At 71.7% G+C, this 20,955-nt stretch carries 23 protein-coding genes; 9 read left to right on the plus strand and 14 right to left on the minus strand.

Annotated features, from left to right (window positions below):
- Nucleotides 1–118: 118 nt before the first annotated feature.
- Nucleotides 119–1,714, plus strand: a complete 1,596-nt coding sequence (locus tag KUA19_RS21935) for a PP2C family protein-serine/threonine phosphatase (RefSeq protein WP_308167567.1) — start codon at nt 119–121, stop codon at nt 1,712–1,714.
- Here KUA19_RS21935 and KUA19_RS21940 read toward each other — a convergent pair whose 3' ends face one another.
- Both KUA19_RS21940 and KUA19_RS21945 read right to left on the minus strand, forming a co-directional pair.
- Complete coding sequence (locus KUA19_RS21940; protein ID WP_217398395.1) at nt 1,715–2,470, minus strand: ATP-binding protein; 756 nt, start codon at nt 2,468–2,470, stop codon at nt 1,715–1,717.
- A 147-nt stretch (nt 2,471–2,617) separates the two neighbouring features.
- Nucleotides 2,618–2,857, minus strand: coding sequence for a hypothetical protein (locus tag KUA19_RS21945; RefSeq protein WP_217398397.1), 240 nt, complete (start codon nt 2,855–2,857; stop codon nt 2,618–2,620).
- A 120-nt stretch (nt 2,858–2,977) separates the two neighbouring features.
- On the opposite strand from KUA19_RS21945, the gene KUA19_RS21950 reads away from it, so the two are divergent.
- Nucleotides 2,978–3,373: a hemerythrin domain-containing protein gene (locus tag KUA19_RS21950; protein ID WP_217398399.1), complete on the plus strand. Its 396-nt coding sequence runs from the start codon at nt 2,978–2,980 to the stop codon at nt 3,371–3,373.
- 67 nt (nt 3,374–3,440) lie between these two features.
- Here KUA19_RS21950 and KUA19_RS21955 read toward each other — a convergent pair whose 3' ends face one another.
- A complete protein-coding gene (locus KUA19_RS21955; RefSeq protein ID WP_217398401.1) occupies nt 3,441–3,764 on the minus strand; it encodes a plasmid stabilization protein in 324 nt (107 codons plus the stop codon).
- A 163-nt stretch (nt 3,765–3,927) separates the two neighbouring features.
- Between KUA19_RS21955 and KUA19_RS21960 the strand changes: the two genes are divergently transcribed.
- Both KUA19_RS21960 and KUA19_RS21965 read left to right on the plus strand, forming a co-directional pair.
- Nucleotides 3,928–5,736 carry a GH25 family lysozyme gene (locus KUA19_RS21960; protein WP_217398403.1) on the plus strand — a complete coding sequence of 603 codons (1,809 nt, stop codon included), beginning with the start codon at nt 3,928–3,930 and terminating at the stop codon, nt 5,734–5,736.
- Between the two features lie 103 nt (nt 5,737–5,839).
- Entirely contained in the window at nt 5,840–7,111 is a 1,272-nt protein-coding gene (locus tag KUA19_RS21965; RefSeq protein WP_217398405.1) for an arginine deiminase, read from the plus strand.
- On the opposite strand, the gene KUA19_RS21970 is transcribed toward KUA19_RS21965, so the two are convergent.
- Nucleotides 7,108–7,497, minus strand: coding sequence for a DnaJ family domain-containing protein (locus KUA19_RS21970; RefSeq protein WP_217398407.1), 390 nt, complete (start codon nt 7,495–7,497; stop codon nt 7,108–7,110). The two genes, KUA19_RS21965 and KUA19_RS21970, sit on opposite strands and share 4 nt — an antisense overlap.
- A 256-nt stretch (nt 7,498–7,753) precedes the next feature.
- On the opposite strand from KUA19_RS21970, the gene thrS reads away from it, so the two are divergent.
- Nucleotides 7,754–8,980: a threonine--tRNA ligase gene (gene thrS / locus KUA19_RS21975; protein ID WP_217398634.1), complete on the plus strand. Its 1,227-nt coding sequence runs from the start codon at nt 7,754–7,756 to the stop codon at nt 8,978–8,980.
- A gap of 115 nt (nt 8,981–9,095) precedes the next feature.
- On the opposite strand, the gene KUA19_RS21980 is transcribed toward thrS, so the two are convergent.
- Nucleotides 9,096–9,425 (minus strand): winged helix-turn-helix domain-containing protein, encoded by a 330-nt coding sequence (locus KUA19_RS21980; RefSeq protein WP_217398409.1) that lies wholly within the window; start codon nt 9,423–9,425, stop codon nt 9,096–9,098.
- Nucleotides 9,425–10,171 (minus strand): hypothetical protein, encoded by a 747-nt coding sequence (locus KUA19_RS21985; protein WP_217398411.1) that lies wholly within the window; start codon nt 10,169–10,171, stop codon nt 9,425–9,427. The genes KUA19_RS21980 and KUA19_RS21985 overlap by 1 nt, the downstream gene beginning before the upstream one ends.
- Nucleotides 10,172–10,319: 148 nt before the next feature.
- Between KUA19_RS21985 and KUA19_RS21990 the strand changes: the two genes are divergently transcribed.
- On the plus strand, nt 10,320–10,835 hold the full coding sequence (locus tag KUA19_RS21990; protein WP_217398413.1) for a hypothetical protein: 516 nt from the start codon (nt 10,320–10,322) through the stop codon (nt 10,833–10,835).
- A 142-nt stretch (nt 10,836–10,977) separates the two neighbouring features.
- Here the strand turns inward: KUA19_RS21990 and KUA19_RS21995 are convergent, their stop codons facing one another.
- Together KUA19_RS21995 and KUA19_RS22000 are read right to left on the minus strand one after the other, a co-directional pair.
- Complete coding sequence (locus tag KUA19_RS21995) at nt 10,978–11,367, minus strand: hypothetical protein (protein WP_217398415.1); 390 nt, start codon at nt 11,365–11,367, stop codon at nt 10,978–10,980.
- Nucleotides 11,368–11,656: 289 nt separating this feature from the next.
- Nucleotides 11,657–12,034, minus strand: coding sequence for a hypothetical protein (locus KUA19_RS22000; RefSeq protein WP_217398417.1), 378 nt, complete (start codon nt 12,032–12,034; stop codon nt 11,657–11,659).
- Nucleotides 12,035–12,196: 162 nt separating this feature from the next.
- Here KUA19_RS22000 and lon point away from each other — a divergent pair, with 162 nt between their 5' ends.
- Nucleotides 12,197–14,533, plus strand: a complete 2,337-nt coding sequence (lon, locus tag KUA19_RS22005) for an endopeptidase La (RefSeq protein ID WP_217398418.1) — start codon at nt 12,197–12,199, stop codon at nt 14,531–14,533.
- Between the two features lie 84 nt (nt 14,534–14,617).
- Here the strand turns inward: lon and KUA19_RS22010 are convergent, their stop codons facing one another.
- Nucleotides 14,618–15,010: a four-helix bundle copper-binding protein gene (locus KUA19_RS22010; RefSeq protein WP_217398420.1), complete on the minus strand. Its 393-nt coding sequence runs from the start codon at nt 15,008–15,010 to the stop codon at nt 14,618–14,620.
- Between the two features lie 195 nt (nt 15,011–15,205).
- A complete protein-coding gene (locus KUA19_RS22015; protein ID WP_217398422.1) occupies nt 15,206–15,409 on the minus strand; it encodes a cold-shock protein in 204 nt (67 codons plus the stop codon).
- A 175-nt stretch (nt 15,410–15,584) separates the two neighbouring features.
- Here KUA19_RS22015 and KUA19_RS22020 point away from each other — a divergent pair, with 175 nt between their 5' ends.
- Both KUA19_RS22020 and KUA19_RS22025 read left to right on the plus strand, forming a co-directional pair.
- Nucleotides 15,585–16,283 (plus strand): class I SAM-dependent methyltransferase, encoded by a 699-nt coding sequence (locus tag KUA19_RS22020; RefSeq protein ID WP_217398635.1) that lies wholly within the window; start codon nt 15,585–15,587, stop codon nt 16,281–16,283.
- Nucleotides 16,280–17,179, plus strand: a complete 900-nt coding sequence (locus tag KUA19_RS22025) for a DUF5996 family protein (RefSeq protein WP_217398423.1) — start codon at nt 16,280–16,282, stop codon at nt 17,177–17,179. The genes KUA19_RS22020 and KUA19_RS22025 overlap by 4 nt, the downstream gene beginning before the upstream one ends.
- Here KUA19_RS22025 and KUA19_RS22030 read toward each other — a convergent pair.
- From KUA19_RS22030 to KUA19_RS22045, 4 genes are all read right to left on the minus strand, one after another.
- A complete protein-coding gene (locus KUA19_RS22030; protein WP_217398425.1) occupies nt 17,176–17,835 on the minus strand; it encodes a response regulator transcription factor in 660 nt (219 codons plus the stop codon). The two genes, KUA19_RS22025 and KUA19_RS22030, sit on opposite strands and share 4 nt — an antisense overlap.
- On the minus strand, nt 17,823–19,130 hold the full coding sequence (locus KUA19_RS22035) for a sensor histidine kinase (RefSeq protein ID WP_217398427.1): 1,308 nt from the start codon (nt 19,128–19,130) through the stop codon (nt 17,823–17,825). The genes KUA19_RS22030 and KUA19_RS22035 overlap by 13 nt, the downstream gene beginning before the upstream one ends.
- Nucleotides 19,131–19,207: 77 nt before the next feature.
- Nucleotides 19,208–20,047, minus strand: coding sequence for a universal stress protein (locus KUA19_RS22040; RefSeq protein WP_217398429.1), 840 nt, complete (start codon nt 20,045–20,047; stop codon nt 19,208–19,210).
- Nucleotides 20,048–20,536: 489 nt separating this feature from the next.
- The gene (locus KUA19_RS22045) at nt 20,537–20,941 is read right to left on the minus strand and encodes a DoxX family protein (RefSeq protein ID WP_217398431.1); all 405 of its coding nucleotides are present in this window, start codon (nt 20,939–20,941) and stop codon (nt 20,537–20,539) included.
- Nucleotides 20,942–20,955 lie beyond the last annotated feature (14 nt).

Here is a 20,955-nt window from a genome sequence, read left to right on the forward strand (position 1 = left end):
CTCCGTCACCGGCGACGGTGCACCCGCCGCCGTGTCGCTCGCCCTATCATCGTCCGTCTGTCAGCGCGACGCGAGCCGCGGGCTGGCAGGACACGGCCGATCGGCGGAGACTACTAAGGTGCCGAACCCGCGCGCGGCCGCCGCGCCACAGCCCGACGTGCCAACCGCATCGACCGATCTCTCCGCCGTCGACGCCCTGCTGCGTGTCGAGATCCAACTGGACGAGGCGGGCGGACTCGGTGCTTTCGCGACCGAGCTGGCCGAGACACTGGTCCGGCTGACCGGTGCCGACGGCTGTCGGATCACGATCGACCACGGCGACGGACGCGGCCCGCACCGCCTGGCCGCCACCGGCGGCCCCGGCTCGACCAGGTCGCTGTATCAACGTGTGCCGGTGAGCCGCCCCTGGAGCGGCGAGCTGCTGCTCAGCGCACCGGACGAGCCCGGCAACCAAACCATGGCGCTGCTGGCCGCCCAGCGCCTGGGCATGGCGCTGGAGCACCTGCGGCTACGCGACACCGACGTGCGGCACCGCACCTGGCTGACGTTCCTGGCCGAGGCGAGCGAACTGCTGGCCCAGTCGCTGGACCTGTCGCTCACGTTGGCGCTCATCCCCCGCCTGGTGGTGCCGCGACTGGGCAGCTGGTGCACACTGCACCGGGTCTCCGGCAAACGCCTGGAGCTGTCCGCCGCCGCGCACGCCGACGAGGAGCGCAGCGACTGGCTGGAGGCGGCCGCGGCCGAGTTGACCCACCTCATGCAGGCGCCGGGCATCAACGCCACCATGCGGGCCGGACAGCACGTTCCGCTGCCGTCACCGCTGGCCGGGCTCGCGGTGCCGCTGTTCGCACGGGGACAGTGGCTGGGGGTGCTCGGGGTCGGGCGGGACCCGGACGCCGCACGCGACCCGGACGAGACGACCATCGCCGAGGAGCTGGCCCGGCGCTGTGCGCTGGCGCTGGACAACGCGGCGATCCACGCCGAACGGCAGGCGGTGGCCCATACGCTGCAGCAGGCGCTGCTGCCGACGCGGCTGCCGGTGATCCCGGGCCTGAGCCTGGGCGCCGAGTACGTGCCGGCCGGGCGCGGCGCCGAGGTCGGCGGCGACCTGTACGACATCATGCCGATGCCCGACGGCCGCTGGCTGGTGGTGATGGGCGACGTCTCCGGCAAGGGCGTGCCCGCCGCGGCGGCCACCGGCCTGGTCCGCGAGGTGCTGCGGCTGCTCGTGGGCGAGGGGCGGCCGCTGGAGTCGGTGCTGGCCACCCTGAACACGACGCTGAGTGAACGCTCCGAGCGCTACTGCACGTTGGCGCTGGCCGCGTTCGACGCGCCCGGCCGCGACGGCGGGGTACCGGTGACGCTGTACCTGGCCGGGCACGACCGGCCGCTGGTGCTGCACGCCGACGGCCTGGTGGAGCAGGTCGGCGACTGGGGCACCGCGCTGGGGCTGATCAGCCCGGTGACCTGCCAGCCCACCCTGCTGACGCTGCGCCCTGGCGAGACGCTGGTGTTCTTCACCGACGGGGTCACCGAGCGGCGCAGCGGCACCGAGTTCTTCGGGGCGCGGCGGTTGGCGCAGCGGCTGACGTACCTGGCGGGGCATCCGGCGGACGTGATCGCGACGCGGCTGCGCACGGCGGCGCTGGAGTTCTCCGGCGAGCCCGCCCGGGACGACATGGCGATCATGGCGATCCGCAACGACGCGGGCTGACTACCCCGCCGTACGCCGCACCGTCGCCCAGACGACCTTTCCGCCCTCGACCGGGGTCACTCCCCAGTGCGACGCCAGGACGTCCACCAACAGCAGGCCGCGACTGTCCCCGGACCGGTCCCGGGGTGCGGGCGGCAGCGTGGGGTCATGATCACGCACGGCCAGGTGCACCTCCTCGTCGGTTTCGCGCAGTTCGAGGGTGAAGTCGGTGCGGGCGTGGCGCACCGCGTTGGAGACCAGTTCGCTGCAGATCTGGCGCAGCAGCAGATGTGCGGGAGCGGGCACGTCCCACAGCGCGCAGCCGTCGGCGAGCATGTCGCGGGCGACCGCCGGGGCGTGCAGGTCGGGGCTGAGCCCCTGCACCCGCAGCCGGGCCGGGGTACGACTGTCCGCCTGCCGCAGCGCGTCGTCGCGGTCGGCGCACAACGCCATCCCGCCCCGGTCGTGCAGTTCACTCAGGGCGGCGGCGAGGTCGCCGTGCTGGCCGTACAGCAGCAGCTCGCAGCCGGGCCAGGCGGCCGCGTGCCGGGCCGCGTCGGTGAAGGCCGACACCGATCCGTCCGTCAGTTCCAGCCCGGACACATCCACCAGCAGCGCCTGCGGCCTACCGCTGAGCGCGCGGAGCAGGAACGCGAGGACCGAGGCGGCGCCGACGAGATCGAGCACCCCTTCGAGCCGGGTGGTGGTTACCTGTCCGCTGTCGCGCTCCTGCGCGCAGCGCACCCGGCCCTCGTCGAGGCCTGTCCGCTCCCGCATGGCTACCCGCTTCGCGTCGTCGCCCGGAGTGCGTCGTACCCGTCCGGGCCTGCCTTCGCCGCATCTGGCGGCAGTCGGTCCACGATCGCGTGCCGCAGACTCACACCCTGCGGGTTCCCTGACCGGGTCACGGATAAACCGGGCGGTTTACTCCTCGGGGTCGACGATCGATTGGAAGCGGTATATCCACGGCGGATCACCCATCGGATTGGCCTCGCGCAGATACACGGCCTCCCACGGGACCTCGGCGTGCATCGGGTCGCCGGGCTCGTAGCCGCTGGGCAGCAGGATCGAGAAGGTGGTCGGCGGGTCGGCCGCGGACTCGACCTCGATCTCCCGGGTCACCTCGGCGGCACCGTGTACGAACTTCGCAGCGATCTTGTCCACCCGTCAAGCGTGCCTTCCACAGCGGACGAACCAGGTGCAGATCGATGAAACCGCACGTGTCAGACGGTGCCGGGGCGGGTAATCCAGCACGCAGAGCCACCCACCGAAGGGACCTCCGCCATGTCCGACGCGAACCCGCCCGCCGACGTGGTCGATCACCTGCGCGCCCAGCACCAGCAGATCAGCGCGGTGCTGGCCCAGTTGCGCTCGGCGCCCAGCATCGCCCGAGGCGAGCTGTTCGAACAGCTGGTGAGCTTCCTGACGGTGCACGAGCAGGCCGAGCGGCAGGTCGTGGCGCCGTACCTGGACTGGCAGGTGCCGCTGGTGCCCGGTTGGCGGCCGGTGCTGGCCGAACTGGCCCAGGGCGGAGTGGCCGACCCCGCCTTCCGGCCCCGGCTGGAGGCGCTGTGCGGCACGTTCGCCGAGCACACGGCGTACGTCGAACGCGAGGAGTTCGCCCGGCTGCGCCGCAGCGTCCCCGGCGACCTCCTGCGCCGCCTGGCCGAACAGCTGTGAGCAGCCGTTAAGAAGGGCCCCTTCTACCTCGCAAAGCGATAAGAAGGGGCCCTTCCTTACCCAAAGGTCAGCTGACGGCGCGCTCCAGTTGTGCCTTCGTCATGGTCGAGCGGCCCCTGATGTTCTTGCGCTTGGCCTCCTCGTACAGCTGGTCGCGGGTGCGGCCGCCCTCGCCCTTGTGGGAGCGCAGGCCGCCCCGGCGGCCGGAGGAGATGTCGTTGCGCGACAGGGCGCTGGACTGCCTGGCCTCGCCCGCGCGGGCCCGTTCCTTGTTGACGGTTCGGGCAGCGATCTCCTTGGCGACCTTCTCCGGCTTGCCGCGGTCCTCGGCGCTCTCCTTGATGTGCTCGTACTGGCGTTCCCGCTTGTTGCTCCAGGCGCGCTGCGGCATGACCGCCTCCTCTCCTCGCACGTCCGCCTGACCAATTGCCCATGCGACGGTCCGATCAAACGCGCATCGGCCTCGACCAGGCGCAACGCTTCGCGACGGGCGGCGTTGAGCAGGTCAGGCGCCCGGCGATCATGCGGTCGCCCCGTCTGGCCGAGGAGTCGCCGTGCCGCACCACACCCGCATCAACCGCGTGGCGCCGACTCTGGCCGCCGTGACCGCCCTGGCCACCGCCGTGCTGGGACTGACCCTGAGCACCCGGGCGGCGGGCGAACCCGCGCCGGACGGAATAACCGACGGCTGGGCGGGTGCGGGCCTGCCGGCGGCGCCGTCCGGGCGGATGCTGATGGGGGCGCCGGGCGGCTACCCGGTCACCGGTATCGACGTGTCCCACTACCAGCCCGACGTGGACTGGAAGAAGGTCGCCGACAAGGGCGCCCGGTTCGCGTACGCGAAGGCGACCGAGGGCACCCACTACTACGACGACCAGTTCGGCAAGAACAACAGCGGGGCCAAGCGCAACGGGGTGTACTTCGGGGCGTACCACTTCGCCCGGCCCGACCGCAGCGGCGGCCGCACCCAGGCCGACTACTTCCTGGACCGGGCGCGGTACACCAACGACGGGCACACCCTGCCGCCGATGCTGGACATGGAGTGGCCGTACAAGAGCGGCGGCAAGTACGTCGCCGACCACCCGTGCTGGGGGAAGAGCAAGAGCGAACTGGTCAAGTGGATCCGCGACTTCACCGAGCGGGTCCGCGAGCGCACCGGCAGCGCCACGATGATCTACACCAACCCGAACTGGTGGAACCCGTGCACGGGCAGGAGCACCGCGTTCGGGCGGCACTACCTGTTCATCTCCAGCTACACCGACAAGGTCAACGGGCTGCCCGCGGGCTGGGACCACTGGACCCTGTGGCAGTACGCCAACCACGGCAAGCTGCCCGGCGACCAGAACGTCTTCAACGGCTCGCTGGCCGAGCTCGCCGCGCTGGCCAGCAACCCGTTGGGGCCGATGCCGAAGCTGGTGGTCGGCGACTGGGACGGCAACGGGACGATGACCGCGGGCCTGGTCACCCCGGCAGGCGAGCACTGGCGCTGGCGGCTGACCAACCAGAAGGGCACCGCGCCGATCGCGGCGGGCGGTGCCGACCCGCTGCTCACCCCGGACCTCGACTTCGAGTACGGCGAGGTCGAGAAGGCGCCGATCGTGGGCGACTGGGACGGCAACGGCACCTGGACGCCGGGCACGGTCGACAGCGAGGGCAAGCGGCACGACTACTACCTGGCCAACGGGTTCCGTCCCGGCCCCGCCGACATCCACGTCGGGTACGGCGACATCGAGGACGTGCCGCTGGTCGGCGACTGGGACGGCAACGGCACGTTCACGCCCGGCACGGCCGACGCCGACGGCAAGCGGCACGACTGGAAGTTCACCAACTCGCTGACCGACCCGAAGACCGAGGTCAAGCTGACCGTCGGCGACGCGGGCAAGACACCGGTCGTGGGCGACTGGGACGGCAACGGGACGTACACGCCGGGCACGGTCGACAACGACGGCGAACGGCACGACTACTACCTGGTCAACTCGCTGACCGCGACGACCGCGGAGATCCACCTGGGCTTCGGGGGCGTGTACACGGTGCCGCTGGTCGGCGACTGGGACGGCGACAAGAAGTTCACTCCGGGCGCGGTCGACGCCTCCGGCACCACCATGCGCTGGCTGCTGCTGAACAACCTGCTCGGCGGCGACCTGCCCGACCTGGCCTTCCGCTACGGCGAGACCGGCATCCTGCCCGACCCGCAGCCGCAGCCGTCTCCGTCGCCCAGTGCCTCGCCCAGTGCCTCGCCGAGCGGGTCGCCCAGCCCGGCGCCGCTGGTCGAGCCGAGCGTGCCGATGAGCCCCCGGCCGATGTCCCCGGCGCCCGGCGGCAAGCCGGGGCTGGAGCAGCGGCCGGTCGTCCCGGATCTGTGACCGCCCAGAATTGTGCACCAAACCGTGAAAATCGCTCGTAACCGCACGATAGATTCGGGTCAGCGGCGAGGAGGGCCCGGCCTGCCCTCGAGAGCGAGGCACGATGCGCGGATTCGGGGTTCACTCAGAGGTCGGCACCCTGCGGAAGGTGCTGGTCCACCGCCCGGACCTGGCGCTGCGGCGGCTAACCCCGTCCAACCGGGGTGAGCTGCTCTTCGACGACGTGCTGTGGGTGGAGCAGGCGCAGGCCGAGCACGACCAGTTCGTGGCCGAGCTGCGCGGGCGCGGCGTGGAGGTGTTCCTGCTGCACGACCTGCTGACCGAGGCGCTGGGTCAGCCGGGTGCCCGGCAGTGGGTCATCGAGCACACCGTCAGCCCGTACACGGTGGGGCCGTCGATGGTCGAGGCGGTGCAGGGCGCGCTGGCGAACATGGACGACCGCACCCTGGCCACCCACCTGACCGGCGGGGTCACCCGGGCCGAGCTGATCGAGTTCGCCGACACCGACCTGGCCGGGTCGTCACTGACCGTGTCGACCACGGTGGACTCCTCGTTCATCCTGCCGCCGCTGCCCAACCACCTGTTCACCCGCGACACCTCCTGCTGGATCTACGACGGGGTGTCGCTGAACCCGATGTACTGGCCGTCGCGGCAGCTGGAGACGGTGAACCTGGGCACCGTGTACCGGTTCCACCCGATGTTCCGGCAGGCCGGGATCACCTTCTGGTACCCGGACGCGGCCAACGCCGAGGAGCACGACCAGTTCGACATCCAGTCCTACGGGCGGGCGTCGCTGGAGGGCGGCGACGTGATGCCGGTGGGCAACCGGACCGTGCTGATCGGCATCAGCGAACGCACCACCGCCCAGATGGCCGAGATCCTGGCCCGCAGGCTGTTCGAGAAGCAGGCCGCCGACCGGGTGATCGCGGTGCGGCTGGCCCGCCAGCGCCAGTTCATGCACCTGGACGTGGTGTTCACGTTCATGGACCGCGACACCGTCACCGTCTACCCGAAGGTCATCGACAGCACCACGGCGTACAGCCTGCGACCGGGCGACCGGGCGGGAACGTTGGAGGTCACGCCGGAGAAGACCTTCCTCGGCGCGGTGGCCGACGCGATCGGCCTGCCGGAGAAGGACCTGCGCGTGGTGACCACCGGCGGGGACGAGCCGCAGCAGGAGCGCGAGCAGTGGGACTGCGCCAACAACGTGGTGGCGGTGTCGCCGGGCGTGGTCATCGCGTACTCGAAGAACATCAACAGCAACCGCAAGTATCGCGAGGCCGGGGTCGAGGTCGTCGAGATCGACGGGTTCGAGGTCGGCAAGGGCCGTGGCGGCGGCCACTGCATGACCTGCCCGCTGCTGCGCGATCCCTAGTGAGCCCGGCGGCGCGCCTTCCAGTCGCGTACGACCTGGTCGGCGTCGACCAGCGCCAGCGTGACGGCGGGACCGGCCAGCAGGCCGCGGTTGGCCTGGACCACCCGCATGTTGATCTCGGCGACCATCTTGCGTACGTCCGCCTCGCTGAACTTCTTGGCCGCCTTGTCGGACAGGTCCTCGATGTCGCGGCGCAGCAGCAGGGTGGCGGGCAGCGCCCCGGCCAGGCTCTCGCGGCGGACCAGGTCACGCAGCCACCAGTCGTCGGGCAGCACCTCCCCCGCGCCAGGCAGCGGCTTACCCGCCCCGGGCAGGTTGTCGAACTCGCCGCGCTCCTGCGCTTCGCGGATCTGCCTGTCGATCGCCGATTCGTACGCGGGACCCATGACGCACCCCCAGTCTCCCTCGCGCGAAATCTACCGCGCGGAAATCCGGTTGCGTCGCGCCGGCCAGCGCGTATCGTCGTGCCCATGCATCAGCAGCTGAGCACGACGACGCCGGGACACCCCGGCGTGACCGCGTGTTGATCTGCTGAAACCAGTCATCCGTCGGCCCCGGGGCACTCGCCCCGGGGCCGATGTCTTTGCCCGGACGTGTGCCCGCCGACACATCCGAGGAGAGATCATCATGTCCCAGGCGCACCTGGCCGACCACCGCAAGCTCGGCCGCGACCTCGAGCTCTACCACTCCGATCCACTGGTCGGCGCCGGGCTGCCGATCTGGCTGCCCAACGGCGCCGCCGCGCGCCACGCCATCGAGTCCTACATCCGGGAGGCCGAGCGGCTGGCCGGATACCAGCACGTGTACTCCCCGCCGATGGCCAAACGGGAGATGTACCGAAGGTCGGGGCATCTGGCGAAGTTCGGCGACGACATGTTCCCGCCCCTGGCCGAGGCCGGTCAGCCCGAGGCCGAGGCGCTGATGCTGCGGCCGAGCCTGTGCCCGCACCACGCGATGGTGTTCGGCGCGCGCGGCCGCTCCTACCGCGAGCTGCCACTGCGGGTGGCCGAGCTCGGCGGCATGTACCGGGCCGAGCGCTCCGGCGTGGTCGGCGGCCTGGGCCGGGTCCGGGCCATCTCGCTCAACGACGCGCACATCTTCTGCGCCCTCGACCAGGTCGGCGATGAGGTCGCCGCGATCCTGTCCATGATCGTCGAAGCGCACCGGGTGCTGGGCTTCGCCGCGGACTCGTTCCGACTGTCGCTGCGCGGGCAAGGCCCGGCCTACCTGGGCTCCCCTGCCGACTGGGCCCTGGCCGAGGATCTGCTGCGCCAGGCGCTCGTGCGGGCCGGAATCGCGTTCGAGGAGGTGCCCGGCGAGGCCGCCTTCTACGGACCGAAGATCGATATCCAGGTACGGGACATAGCCGGGCGCGAGTGGTCGCTGTCCACCATCCAGGTCGACTTCGCCCAGCCGGAGCGCTTCGACCTGTCCTACGTCGACCGCGACGGTGAGCGGGCCCGACCGGTGATGGTGCACCGCAGCGTCGTGGGCAGCCTGGAACGGCTGATGGCGCACCTGATCGAGGTGCACCAGGGCGCTTTCCCGGCCTGGTACGCCCCGGTGCAGCTGGCCGTGGCGCCGATCGGCGAGGCCCAGGACGAGGCGGCGCGGCGGCTGCACGACGCGGCGATGCGGGCCGGGCTGCGCGCCGAGCTGCTGCTGGACGGGTCACTGGGCAACCGGATCCGGCTGGCCGCGCAGCGGAAGGTGCCGTACCTGGCGGTGCTCGGGGCGCGCGAGGCTGCGGCGGGCGAGGTGTCGCTGCGGCTGCGCGACGGCCGGGAACTGCCCGCCCGCCCGGTCGCCGACACCCTTGCCCTGATCGGCGCCGTCGTCACCTCCCGCTCCCCCGCCCTCGAGCTGTGATCGAGTTGCCGGGCAATTGGGGGTATGCAACGTTGCATACCCCCAATTGCCCGGCAACTTCGGCGCTCGAGGACGGGCGGGGCGGGCGGGGGCGGGTGGGGCGGGGGCGGGGCGGTCAGTCGCGGGTGGGCATGGGGTCGGTCTGTTCGACCTGGTGGATGAGCTTTTTCAGGTGGGCTATCTCGTCGCGCAGGGCGGTCTGGCCGGCGGCGGTGAGGGTGACCCAGGTGCGGGGGCGCTTGCCCTCGTACCCCTTCTCGATCTGGACCAGCTCGGCCTTCTCCAGCACGGTCAGGTGCTGTCCGAGGTTGCCCGCGGTCAGCTTGAGGGTTTCGCGCAGGAAGCCGAACTCGACCTGGCGGGCCTGGTGGGCGATGGCCAGGATGCCCAAGCGGACGCGCTGGTGGACCACGTCGTCGAGGCCGTTGGTGGGATGGTCGGTCATCACGGCTGGACCTTGGTGGTCGCGGCTTCGGCGCCCGGCCGGAACACCGCGAACGCGGCGGCGCCCAGCAGCAGGACCACCGCGGGGACGAGCAGGTACGGCAGGAAGAACCAGCGCGAGGTCGCGTGGATGACCTGGCTGCCCATGACCATCGCGATCGCCAGGTAGCCGAGGCTGTAGCCCAGCAGTGCCCAGTGGCGTTCGACCCATGCGAGCACCAGCAACGCCAGCCCGATCACCGCCAGGGGGCTGGCCAGCCCGTTGACCAGCCACCCGGCCGGCCCGACCTTGATCTCGATCGGATCGCCGGCGAAGGGGTCGGCGGGGACGGGCAGGAGCGGGTGGAACACCAGCCAGACCGACACGGCCGCCATCAGGACGGCCAGCACGATGCCGACGACGACGTAGGGGCGGATGTGGCTGCCCACGCCGCGCCGTCGGGCCTGCCTGACGTAGAAGCCCGCGATCGTCGCGTAGGCGAGCACCAGCGCGACCGTCCAGTACCCGAGTTCGAACGGGTTGGGCGTCCTGCAGACGGTCTGCCCCTGGCTGGAGCGGCAGGTGTCGAAGAGGTCGACGAAGGGGGCGTACCGGTAGACGGGTATCGCGAGCAGGGTGATCACCGCGAAGACCAGTAGCGGGAACCAGGTGCCGCGCTGGGCGACACGGACCTGGCGCGTCAGGTCGCGTACGACCGCCAGCAGCTCGTGCGGAGTGTCCGCCTGGGGGACGGATTCGTGTGTCATGCAGTTAGCTTTGCATTACAGACCTCTCGGCGCAAGAGACTTTCTGTGCGGCCGCACCCGCTCCCGAGTCAGCCAGGTGACCGTGCCTGCCAGCGACATTTCGAGTTGTACCTACTGAACCGGACGTAACACTCGAAAGGTGTCAGACATGAAGCGCGTCGTCGTCTACGGGTGCGCGGTTTGGGCCGCCCTGGTGGCCATCTCGCTGATCCTGCTGCCCGCCGAGGGCAAGCACGAGGCGCTGTACGAGTCGATCAAACTGACCGTGCTGGTCGCCGCCGTGCTCGGCGGCACCATTCGGTACCTGTCCCACCGGCCGACGCTGACCGCCGTGTCGGCAGCCCTGGTCGGCGCGGGGTGGGCGGCGGTCTGCGTCGCACTGGACCTGCTGCTGTACGCCTCCGGGGCGTTCACCGTCGGACTCGACGTCTACTTCACCGACGTGGCCTCGTCGTACCTGGTGATGCCGGTGATCACCGCGCTGACCATGCCCTGGCTGACCTTCCGCGACCGCGACCGCGTCCATGCCCATGCCCATGCGGCACCGGCACCGGCTATGTCGGCACCGGCGGCGCTCTCTCCGGGCGCACCCTCTCCGGGCGCGGCCACGACTGGCGACGGCTCGGACGAGCCGGATCACTACATCCCGGTGGGGCACTGCTGACTCACGTGTCCGCTCGCGCCGGGAGAGGGTCCCGGCGTCAGTCGAGCTGTCCTGGCGTGGCGATCACATCAGCGTGGCCGCCACCCAGCCGAGTAGCGGTCAGGCTGCCGTACACGATCGCAGCGGTAGCGCCGCCGGACTGTCACCTGGCGGCGCCGACTGCGGCGTACAGGATCACGGCGATCGCCGGGACGGCCCAACCGGCGAGAGTCGAGGCGGTGCCCACGGCGAAAGCATGGCGGACCTCGCCCAACTTGAGTTTTCGCGTCACCACGATCGCGGCGATCACGACACCCGCCGCCGTGGCCAGGCCGATCGCCACGCCGCCCACCACGATCAGCACGTACGCGAGAAGGTCGGACCAGTCCTCCGCCGACCCGGTGGCCCGGACCGTGTACACCCACACGCCCAGCGCGATCGCCACCAGCAGGTTCCAGCCGAGCACGGTCAGGATCGCGGTCCGGACGGGGTGACCCCTCGCGGGTACGTGACCGGCGACGGGCGGGGTCGGCTCGACATCGGGGGCGGTCATGGCACCAGTATCACGGCCGATGTCCAACCGAGACCCGACCGTCCGGCCCGGTCGAACCACCCCACACCCAGCCCCGCGGTGGCCCCGCCGGGTCACGACGACGCAGGGCCGCCTGCGCTCGCCAGGCGTCGCGGGCGGCTGCAGTTTCGGGGAAAGTGCTGATAAGCGGCCCAAGATTCCTGCACTTTCCCCGAAACTGCAGCCGATCATGGCGCGCGGGCCGCGCGGCGCGCGGGGTGGTCGGACGGTGTGGGGTGGTGCGGGTGGTGGGGTCACGGGGCGGGCGGGGCTAGCGGAGGAGCCTGAAGGCGCCGGACGCGAGGAGGCTGAACCACAGCGCGAACGAGATCACCCAGCCGAGCGCGGCCGCCGCCGTGCCCAGGCCGTAGGCGGCGGAGTTGCTCAGCGTCGACGACCTGGCGATCAGTGCGGCCACCCCCACGCCGATCGCGGTCGCCACCACGAGGACCGCCCCGCCGAAGGTGGCCAGGACGGGCGCCGGCATGAAGAAGGACTGCCCGCCGTCCTGGTACAGCGTGAAGACGGTAAGGGCCAGTAGCAGCAGCGGGATCGCGTTCCAGCGCAGCACCATCCTGATCGCGGCCCGGCGGGGGTTGCCCTGCCCGGCGCCCGGGGCGGGTGGCGGGGCGAAGTCGTCATCGATCATGCCGAACAGTATCGATAATTCCTCGCGTCCCGTGTGCCCCGTCGTACCGGCGTCGAGCGGTGGATAGTGGCCTGGGTCACATCGGCCAGAGCGGTGGAACAACCTCGGCCCCGATGGACTTGAGCCGAGCAGACTCAAGTAGCGAATGGCAGGTGTCTGATAATGACCACACTCCCCGTCCTCCCGCTCGACGACGCCGTTCTGCTGCCCCGGATGGTCGCGCAGGTCGCGCTCGACCCCGACGTCCAGGCCGCTGTCGACGCCGCGCGGGCAGCAGGCGACAAGACCGTGCTGGCCGTGCCCCGCATCGACGGCGACTACGGCTCGTACGGCGTCACCGCGATCATCGAGAAGGTGGGCCGGCTGCCCAGTGGCGAGCGCGTCGCGGTGATCCGCGGCGTCACCCGCGCGAAGATCGGCTCCGGCGTGCCCGGCCCCGGCGCGGCGCTGTGGGTCGAGGCCACCCTGGTCACCGAACCCGAACCGGCGGGCAAGGCCCGCGAACTGGCCCGCGAGTACAAGGCGCTGGTCACCTCGATGCTGTCCGAGCGCGGCGCCTGGCAGGTCGTCGACGCCGTCGAGCGGATGACCGACCTGTCGGAGCTGGCCGACTCGGCCGGCTACGCCCCCTGGCTGACGCTGGCGCAGAAGGTCGAGCTGCTCGGCTCGCCCGACGTCACCTCCCGGCTGGAGCTGCTGGTCGGCTGGGCGCGCGAGCACCTGACCGAGCAGGAGGTCGCCAACAAGATCAGCAACGACGTACGCGAGGGGCTGGAGAAGTCCCAGCGCGAGTTCCTGCTGCGCCAGCAGCTGGCCGCGATCCGCAAGGAGCTCGGCGAGGACGAGCCGGAGGGCTCGGCCGACTACCGGGCCCGCGTCGAGGCCGCCGACCTGCCGGAGAAGGTGCGCGAGGCGGCGCTGCGCGAGGTCGGCAAGCTGGAGCGCGCCAGCGACGCCTCCCCGGAGACGGGCTGGATCCGCACCTGGCTGGACACGGTGCTGGAGATGCCGTGGGGCGTGACCACCGAGGACAACACCGATCTCGCGCAGGCGCGGGCGGTGCTCGACGCCGACCACACCGGCCTGGACGACGTGAAGGACCGCATCCTGGAGTACCTGGCCGTGCGCAACCGGCGCGCCGCCAAGCACCTGGAGGTCGTCGGCGGGCGCGGCTCCGGCGCGGTGCTGGCCCTGGCCGGGCCGCCCGGGGTGGGCAAGACCAGCCTGGGCGAGTCGGTCGCGCGGGCGCTGGGTCGCAAGTTCGTCCGGGTGTCGCTGGGCGGCGTACGCGACGAGGCCGAGATCCGCGGCCACCGGCGCACGTACGTCGGCGCGCTGCCCGGCCGGATCGTGCGGGCGCTGCGCGAGGCCGGTTCGATGAACCCGGTCGTGCTGCTCGACGAGGTGGACAAGCTGGCCGTCGGCTTCTCCGGCGACCCGGCCGCCGCCCTGCTCGAGGTGCTCGACCCGGCGCAGAACCACACCTTCCGCGACCACTACCTGGAGGTCGACCTCGACCTGTCCGACGTGCTGTTCCTGGCCACCGCCAACGTGGTGGAGACCATTCCCGGCCCGCTGCTGGACCGGATGGAGCTGGTCACCCTGGACGGCTACACCGAGCGGGAGAAGGTCGCCATCGCCCGCGACCACCTGCTGCCCCGGCAGCTGGAACGGGCCGGGCTGACCGCCGACGAGGCCACCGTGGGCGAGGACGCGCTGCGCAAGGTCGCGGCCGAGTACACCCGCGAGGCGGGCGTACGGCAGCTGGAGCGCTCGATCGGTCGCATCCTGCGCAAGGTCGCCGTCAAGCTGGCCGGCGCCGACGGTCCCGTGCACGTGGCCGAGGCCGACCTGAAGGACTACCTGGGTCGACCGAGGTTCACGCCCGAGTCCGCCGAGCGGACCGCCACGCCCGGCGTGGCGACCGGCCTGGCGGTCACCGGCGCCGGCGGTGACGTGCTGTTCATCGAGGCGACCTCGATGGAGGGCGAGCCGGGGCTGACCCTGACCGGTCAGCTGGGCGACGTGATGAAGGAGTCGGCGCACATCGCGCTGTCGTACCTGCGCTCCAACGGGCGCCGGTTCGGCCTGGACCCGAACGCCCTGGCCGGACGCCGCATCCACCTGCACGTGCCCGCGGGCGCGGTGCCCAAGGACGGCCCGAGCGCCGGTATCACCATGGTCACGGCGCTGGCGTCGCTGGCGTCGGGGCGGGCGGTGCGGCCGGAGGTCGCGATGACCGGCGAGGTCACCCTCAACGGCCGGGTGCTGCCGATCGGCGGGGTCAAGCAGAAGCTGCTGGCCGCGCACCGGGCGGGCCTGACCGAGGTCGTCATCCCGGCCCGCAACGAGCCGGATCTGGACGACGTGCCCGAGGACGTGCGCCGGGAGCTGAAGATCCACGTGCTGGCCGACGTGGCCGACGTGCTCGCCGTGGCCCTGCGCCCGGTCGAGGACGCGGGCGACGTCCCCGCCGGGCCCAGGCTCGCGACGGTCTGAGCGGCGACCCGTCTCATCGACGACCCGTCTGACCGGTTACCCGAGGGGCGCTCCACACCGGTGGGGCGCCCCTCGGCGTACCCGTCAGAGCAGGGCCGGTTCGCGGAGCATGGCGGCGCAGGCGGTGGCGCACTCGTCGCAGGCGTCAGCGGCGGCTTTGCAGTGGGCGTACCGGTCGGCGTGCATCCGGCACTCTTCGGCGCAGACGGCCGCCACGATCGCGCAGGCGTCCAGCACGGCCCGTACCAACTCCGGGTGGTCGCCGCGGAAGCGGTCCAGCACCTCCCCGGCGGTGGCGCACATGTCGGCGCAGTCCAGGTTCGTGCGGATACAGCGGACCAGCTCGGCGACCTCGGGTTCGCCCAGGCAGGCATCAGCGCAGGCGTTGCACACCTCGGCACAGGTGTTGCAGGCGTGCACGCACGCGGTCCGCATGTCGCGGCTCAGATCATGCTCGTCGCGGTACATCGGCGTCATCGGCTGCATCTCTCGACCGCCCTCGCGTAGTCCCGAAGATCGATTCTACCCGTGCGGCATCCGCCACCGGGCCGGATGGCAACTCCGGTGCCAGGCCGTTCATAACGAAAACGGGCTGGACCCGGAGGTCCAAACCCGTTCTCGTCCTGTGCGATCCAGTGTGGAAGGCCGCCGCGCGGGCGGCCGTCACGGTCTTCAGAGCGGACGTACGTCGGCCGCCTGAGGTCCCTTCTGACCCTGCGTCACCTGGAAGTCGACCTTCTGCCCCTCCTGCAGCTCGCGGTATCCGCTGCCGGTGATCGCCGAGTAGTGCACGAACACGTCAGGTCCGCCACCGTCCTGCTCGATGAAGCCGAAGCCCTTTTCTGCGTTGAACCACTTCACGGTGCCCGTTGGCATGCAATTTCCCCTTCAGCGGTGAGGCGGTGTGCCTGTGTCGCGGCGCGACCCCCGCCCCACGTGCACCTGACACTAACCCCGGTTGGCGTAATCGCGCGGCGTTTTGTCGCTTAGAAATCGTGGTCTGCGGTGTTTTCGCGCCCCGAACGGGCATCCTGTGTACGTGAGAAGCCGAATGGGAGTCATCGACCTGGAACGGGAACTGCGCGCTCCCAGCGCCGAAGGGCTGGATCGGCTGCAGCTGACCCCGGTGCCGCTGGTGCCGGAGATACGGCTGTACACCGCGGTCGACTCGATCGTGTGGTGGGCGCGGATGGAGGCCGAGGCCGGGAGCAGGCTCGCCGCGCCGTACTGGGCGTCGGCGTGGGCGGGAGGGCAGGCGCTGGCGCGCTACCTGCTGGATAATCCGGAGGTGGTGTCCGGGCGCAAGGTGCTGGACCTGGCGTCCGGGTCGGGGCTGGCCGCGATCGCGGCGGCGCTGGCCGGGGCGGCGCGGGTCGAGGCCAACGACGTGGACCCGTACGCGATCACCGCGATAGCGCACAACGCCCGCGCCAACCACGCCGACGTCACGGCCCGGCTCGGCGACCTGCTCGACGGCGACACCGACGCCGACGTGGTGCTCGCCGGGGACGTGCTCTACCAGTCGCAGGTGGCCGAGCGGATGCTCGGGTTCCTGCATCGAGCCGTGGCCGGTGGCGCCCAGGTGCTGCTGGGCGACCCGGACCGCGGGCACCTGCCCCCGCACGGGCTGACCCGGCTCGCGTCCTACCGGGCACCGAGCGCGCAGGCCTTCGTCGACGCCGAACTGGACGAGATCTGCGTGTACCGGTTCGAGGCCGACCCGGGTACGCGGGGACGGAGCGGGCCGTGACCTCGCGCGGCGCGTGGCCCGCGCTGCCGCTGGACCGGTGGTCGGACACCCGCGACACGCTGCAGTTGTGGACGCAGATCGTGGGCAAGGTCCGGCTGGCCCTGGAGCCGATGGTCAACCACTGGTGGCAGGTGCCGCTGTACGTCGACGCCCGGGGCCTGACCACGTCGCTGATGCCGTACGGCGTCATCGGCTTGGAAATGGTCTTCGACTTCCGGCGGCACGTGCTGGAGCTGCGCACCACCGACGGGCGCGTCGCGGAGGTGGACCTGCGCGGCCGGTCCGTCGCCGACCTCTACGCCGACGTGCTGGCTCGGCTGGACGATCTGGACATCCAGGTCGACCTGATGGGACGGCCGGTGGAGCTGCCGGAGGTGGTGCCGTTCGCCGCCGACCGGCAGCACTGCGCCTACGACCCGGACTTCGCCCACGCGTTCTGGCTGTCGCTGGTGCAGACACACCGGGTGCTGACGGAGTTCCGGTCGCGGTTCGTCGGCAAGGTGAGCCCGGTGCACTTCTTCTGGGGCGCGTTCGACCTTGCGGTGACCAGGTTCTCGGGGCGGCCCGCGCCGCTGCACCCGGGCGGGGTGCCCAACTGCCCCGACCGGGTCAGCCAGGAGGCCTACAGCCACGAGGTGAGCAGCTGCGGCTACTGGCCGGGCGGCGGCGGGCAGGGCATCTTCTACGCGTACGCCTACCCGGAGCCGCCCGGCTTCCGGGACCGGGTCCCGGCCGGGGCCCACTATGACGAGCAGCTGGGCGAGTTCGTGCTGCCGTACGAGACCGTGGCGCGGGCCGACGACCCGGACGCGGTGCTGCTGGCGTTCCTGCAGCACACCTACGACTCGGCCGCCGACCTGGCCGCGTGGGACCGCCCGAACCTGGAGCGGGTCTAGCCGCCCGCCCGCAGGTACGTCAGCACGGCCAGCACCCGCCGGTTGGTGTCGTCGGTCTGCGGCAGGTCGAGTTTGGTCAGGATGTTGCCGATGTGCTTACCGACCGCCGCCTCGGTCACGAACAGGCGCCGGGCGATCGCCGCGTTGGAGTGGCCCTCGGCGACCAGGGCCAGCACCTCACGTTCCCGGGCCGACAGGGCGGCCAGCGGATCGCGCGGCTGCCGCATCAGCCTGCGGACCACCTCCGGGTCGATGACAGTGCCGCCACCGACCACGGTGCGCAGCGCGGCGACGAAGTCCTCCAGGTCCGCGACGCGGTCCTTGAGCAGATAGCCGACGCTTCGGCCGTCGCCGCTGTCGAGCAGGGTCGCGGCGTACTCGGGCTGGACGTGCTGGCTGAGCACCACCACGGCCAGCCCCGGCCGCTGCGCGCGCAGGGTCGCCGCGGCGCGCAGCCCCTCGTCGGACTGGCCGGGTGGCATCCGGATGTCGGTCACCACCAGGTCCGGCTCGTGCTCGGCCACGGCCCGCAGCAGGCTGTCGGCGTCGCCGACGGCGGCCACCACCTCGAACCCGAACCGGGCCAGCAGGCCGACCAGGCCCTCGCGCAGCAGCACCCCGTCCTCGGCGAGGACCACCCTGGTCACGGGGTGCACGGCAACTCCACCCGCACCAGGGTGGGTCCGCCGACCGGGCTGGCCAGCAGCAGCCGCCCGCGTACGGTGGCGGCGCGGTCGGCCAGTCCGGACAGTCCGGTGCCCCGGGCCGGGTCGGCGCCGCCCCGGCCGTCGTCGCGCACCTCCAGCACCAACAGGTCACCGCCGCGCGTCACCGTCACCTCGGCCCGGGTGGCCCCGGCGTGCTTGGCGGTGTTGGCCAGCGCCTCGGACGCGGCGAAGTAGGCGGTGCTCTCGACCAGGTCGGGCAGGCGCTCGGTGGCGTCGTCGGCGACGGCCACGGTGACCGGCAGCGGCGAGCGGTCGGCCAGTTCGCGCAGCGCGGCGGGCAGGCCGAGATCACGCAGGGTCTGCGGGGCGATGCCGTGGATCAGGTCGCGCAGCACCGTCATCAGCTCCTTGGCCTGCTCGTGGGCGCGGGTCAGCGGCGCGGCGGCGGGCGAGTCGTCAGCGGTGTCGAGGCGGGCCAGCGACAGCTGCAGGGTGAGGCTGGTCAGCCGGTGCTGCACACCGTCGTGCAGGTCGCGTTCGATGCGGCGGCGTTCGGCCTCGTACGCGGTCATCAGCCGGACGCGGGAGCGGGCGACCTCGCGCAGCGCGGTGGCGTCGCCGGGTGGGGCGCCGAGCAGCGCGCGGGCCAGCGCCGCCTGCCCGGCCGCGAGCAGGCCCAGCAGGTACGGCACGGCGGGCAGCAGCACCAGGGCCAGCAGCGCGTACGGCACCGCCTGCTGCGGGGTGTCCACGGTCGTGGCGCCCAGCGTGATCGGCCCCGCCCCCTCCGGGATGAGGAACGGCCCGGTCAGGAACGCGACCTCGATGAACAGCAACAGCGCGACCATGCCGTAGACCAGCGGCACGAGACTGCCGAGCAGGACCGCGTACAGCACCTCCCGCCAGGTCGCGGCCTCGCTGTAGCGGGTGCGCAGCCACGCGGCGACGGCGGGTCGGTGTGCCGAGGTGACCGGGCGGTCGTCGGCCAGGCCGAGCCGCCATCGCTCGGCCACCGCCAGCGGGATCGACAGCAACGGGGCGACGAGCACGGCCAGCACCGTACAGACCAGCGGCGCGATGACGTCGAGCTGGCGCAGCGGTGCTCCGTCGGCCAGGCGGCGGCCGGTGGCGAACCAGGTCAGGGCCACCAGCAGCACCCCCGGCGCGACGACGGCGGCGACGGGCACGGTGGTGGCGAGGTAGGCCATGGCACGCCACGGCCAGGCGGAGAGCAGGTATCGGCGGCGCCGCAGCGCCGGCAGCAGATATTGATCAACAGGCACGCGACCACGCTATCCACGGCGACGGCGCGAACCCAGCCGCCTGCGCATAGTTCCCGGGTATGCCCAGCCCTACCTTTTCAGCCGACCGGGTCGTGGTCGTGCACGACCAGGACCGGGCAGCCCGCGTGGTGCAGCATCGCCTGGCTGGTCGACCCGCGCAGCATGCCCGCGATGCCGCCGTGCCCACGGCACCCGGAGACCAGCAGCTCGGCGCCGCGCGAGAACTGCGTCAGCACCTTGGCGGCGTCACCGTTCAGGTCGACCCGGTTCACGTCCACGGCCGGGTAGCGCTTGGTCCAGGGGTCGAACATCGCCGCCAGGGTGGCCTCGTCCCTGGCCGCGTCACCATGGCTCGACCGCACATGCACAGCGGTCAGCCCGACCCCGCGCAGTGCCGCCTCCTCGAAGGCCAGCCCGAGCGCGTGCACCGCGTAAGGCGAGGAGCTGACCCCGACCACGACCCGGCCGCGCGCCGGGTTGTCCGGGTCGTCGGTGCGGGGACGGATCACCGCCACCGGGCAGTGCGCGTGCATCGCGGTCTGCAGGCTGGTCGAGCCGATGACCATGTCGTAGAAGCCGCTGTGCCCCTTGCTGCCCACCACGATCATGCTGGCGTGGTCGGACTCGTTGATGAGGGCGTGCGTGCTGTCGTCGTTGACGGTGACCGTCTGCACGGTGAGGCCCGGATGGCCGGCCAGGGCCACGTCACGGGCCCGGTCGGCCGCCGCGTGACCCGCGTCGTCGAGTTCTCGGGAGATGTAGTCGTAGCCGACCCGGGGGCCGGGTGAGTCGATCACGTACACGAGTTTCAGCGGCAGGTCGTGCCGTTGCGCGGTGTCGGCCGCCCATTCGATCGCGGGCTGGGACACCGTGGTCCCGTCGACGCCGACGGTGATCGGGCGCTCCAGGGTCTGCACTGGCGGCCTCCTTCCGGCCTAGCCTGCGGTGGCCGGTCGGCGCGTGCACTCCGCCACCGCATACAGGCTAACCCCGGCACGACCTGCCTGTTCACGTCCTGCGAGTACGGCCAAAGCCCAGCCGCCGGGGGCGCGGCGGCTGGGCTTTCGCTCGACGTCGCGGCCACGCGAGCCACCGACCGAGCCCGGACAGCCGGTTTCTCCGCAGGGTGACCGCGTCCGGATGCCCCTCGGAACACGGTTAACGGCGGGCTCCCACGCTGCATCGGGAGAGGTCGACTGCCGGGCACGGGTTACCCACGCCGAGCTCCGGCCAAACCTGTCCGGCGGGTCTGCCCGACCCGCCCCCGATTCGCCCTCGCCTGGCGCCCGCTTTCGCGAACGTGCCTGGCGAGCGGCCGCCAAGGTCCACCCGCGCGGCGGCCCGGCCCGCCCCGGCCCGGCCCGCCCCGGCCCGGCGCGACGCCCCGGCCCGGCCCGGTGGTGCTCTCAGAAGAGCGGTCCGGTCAGTGTCCAGCCCGCCGTCTCGGTGCGGAACAGCACGAAGGCCAGCAGCAGGCCCCCGACGATCGCGATGTTCTTCATGAACATCGCCAGCTCGGTGGCCTTGGTCGCCGGGTCGGTGTCGGTCCAGAAGTGGTGCACCCGGAACGCCGTGGCCAGCAGGAACAGAATCAACATCAGCGAGCCGAGATCGCCGAGGATCCCCAGCGCGACCGACAGGCCGCCGAGCAGGATCCAGGCGCCCGTGGCCCGCACCATGCCCCCGGCCACGGGCGCGTTGCGATACTCGGAGTAGCCGACGACGTCCTGTGGCTTGGTCAAATGGTTGATTCCGGAGCCCAGGAAGATCAGCGCCAGCAGAATCCGGCCGATGAGCAAGAGGACATCCATGATCTCCTCCAATA

It is taken from the genome of Catellatospora tritici (assembly GCF_019083965.1).
Classification (GTDB): domain Bacteria; phylum Actinomycetota; class Actinomycetes; order Mycobacteriales; family Micromonosporaceae; genus Catellatospora; species Catellatospora tritici.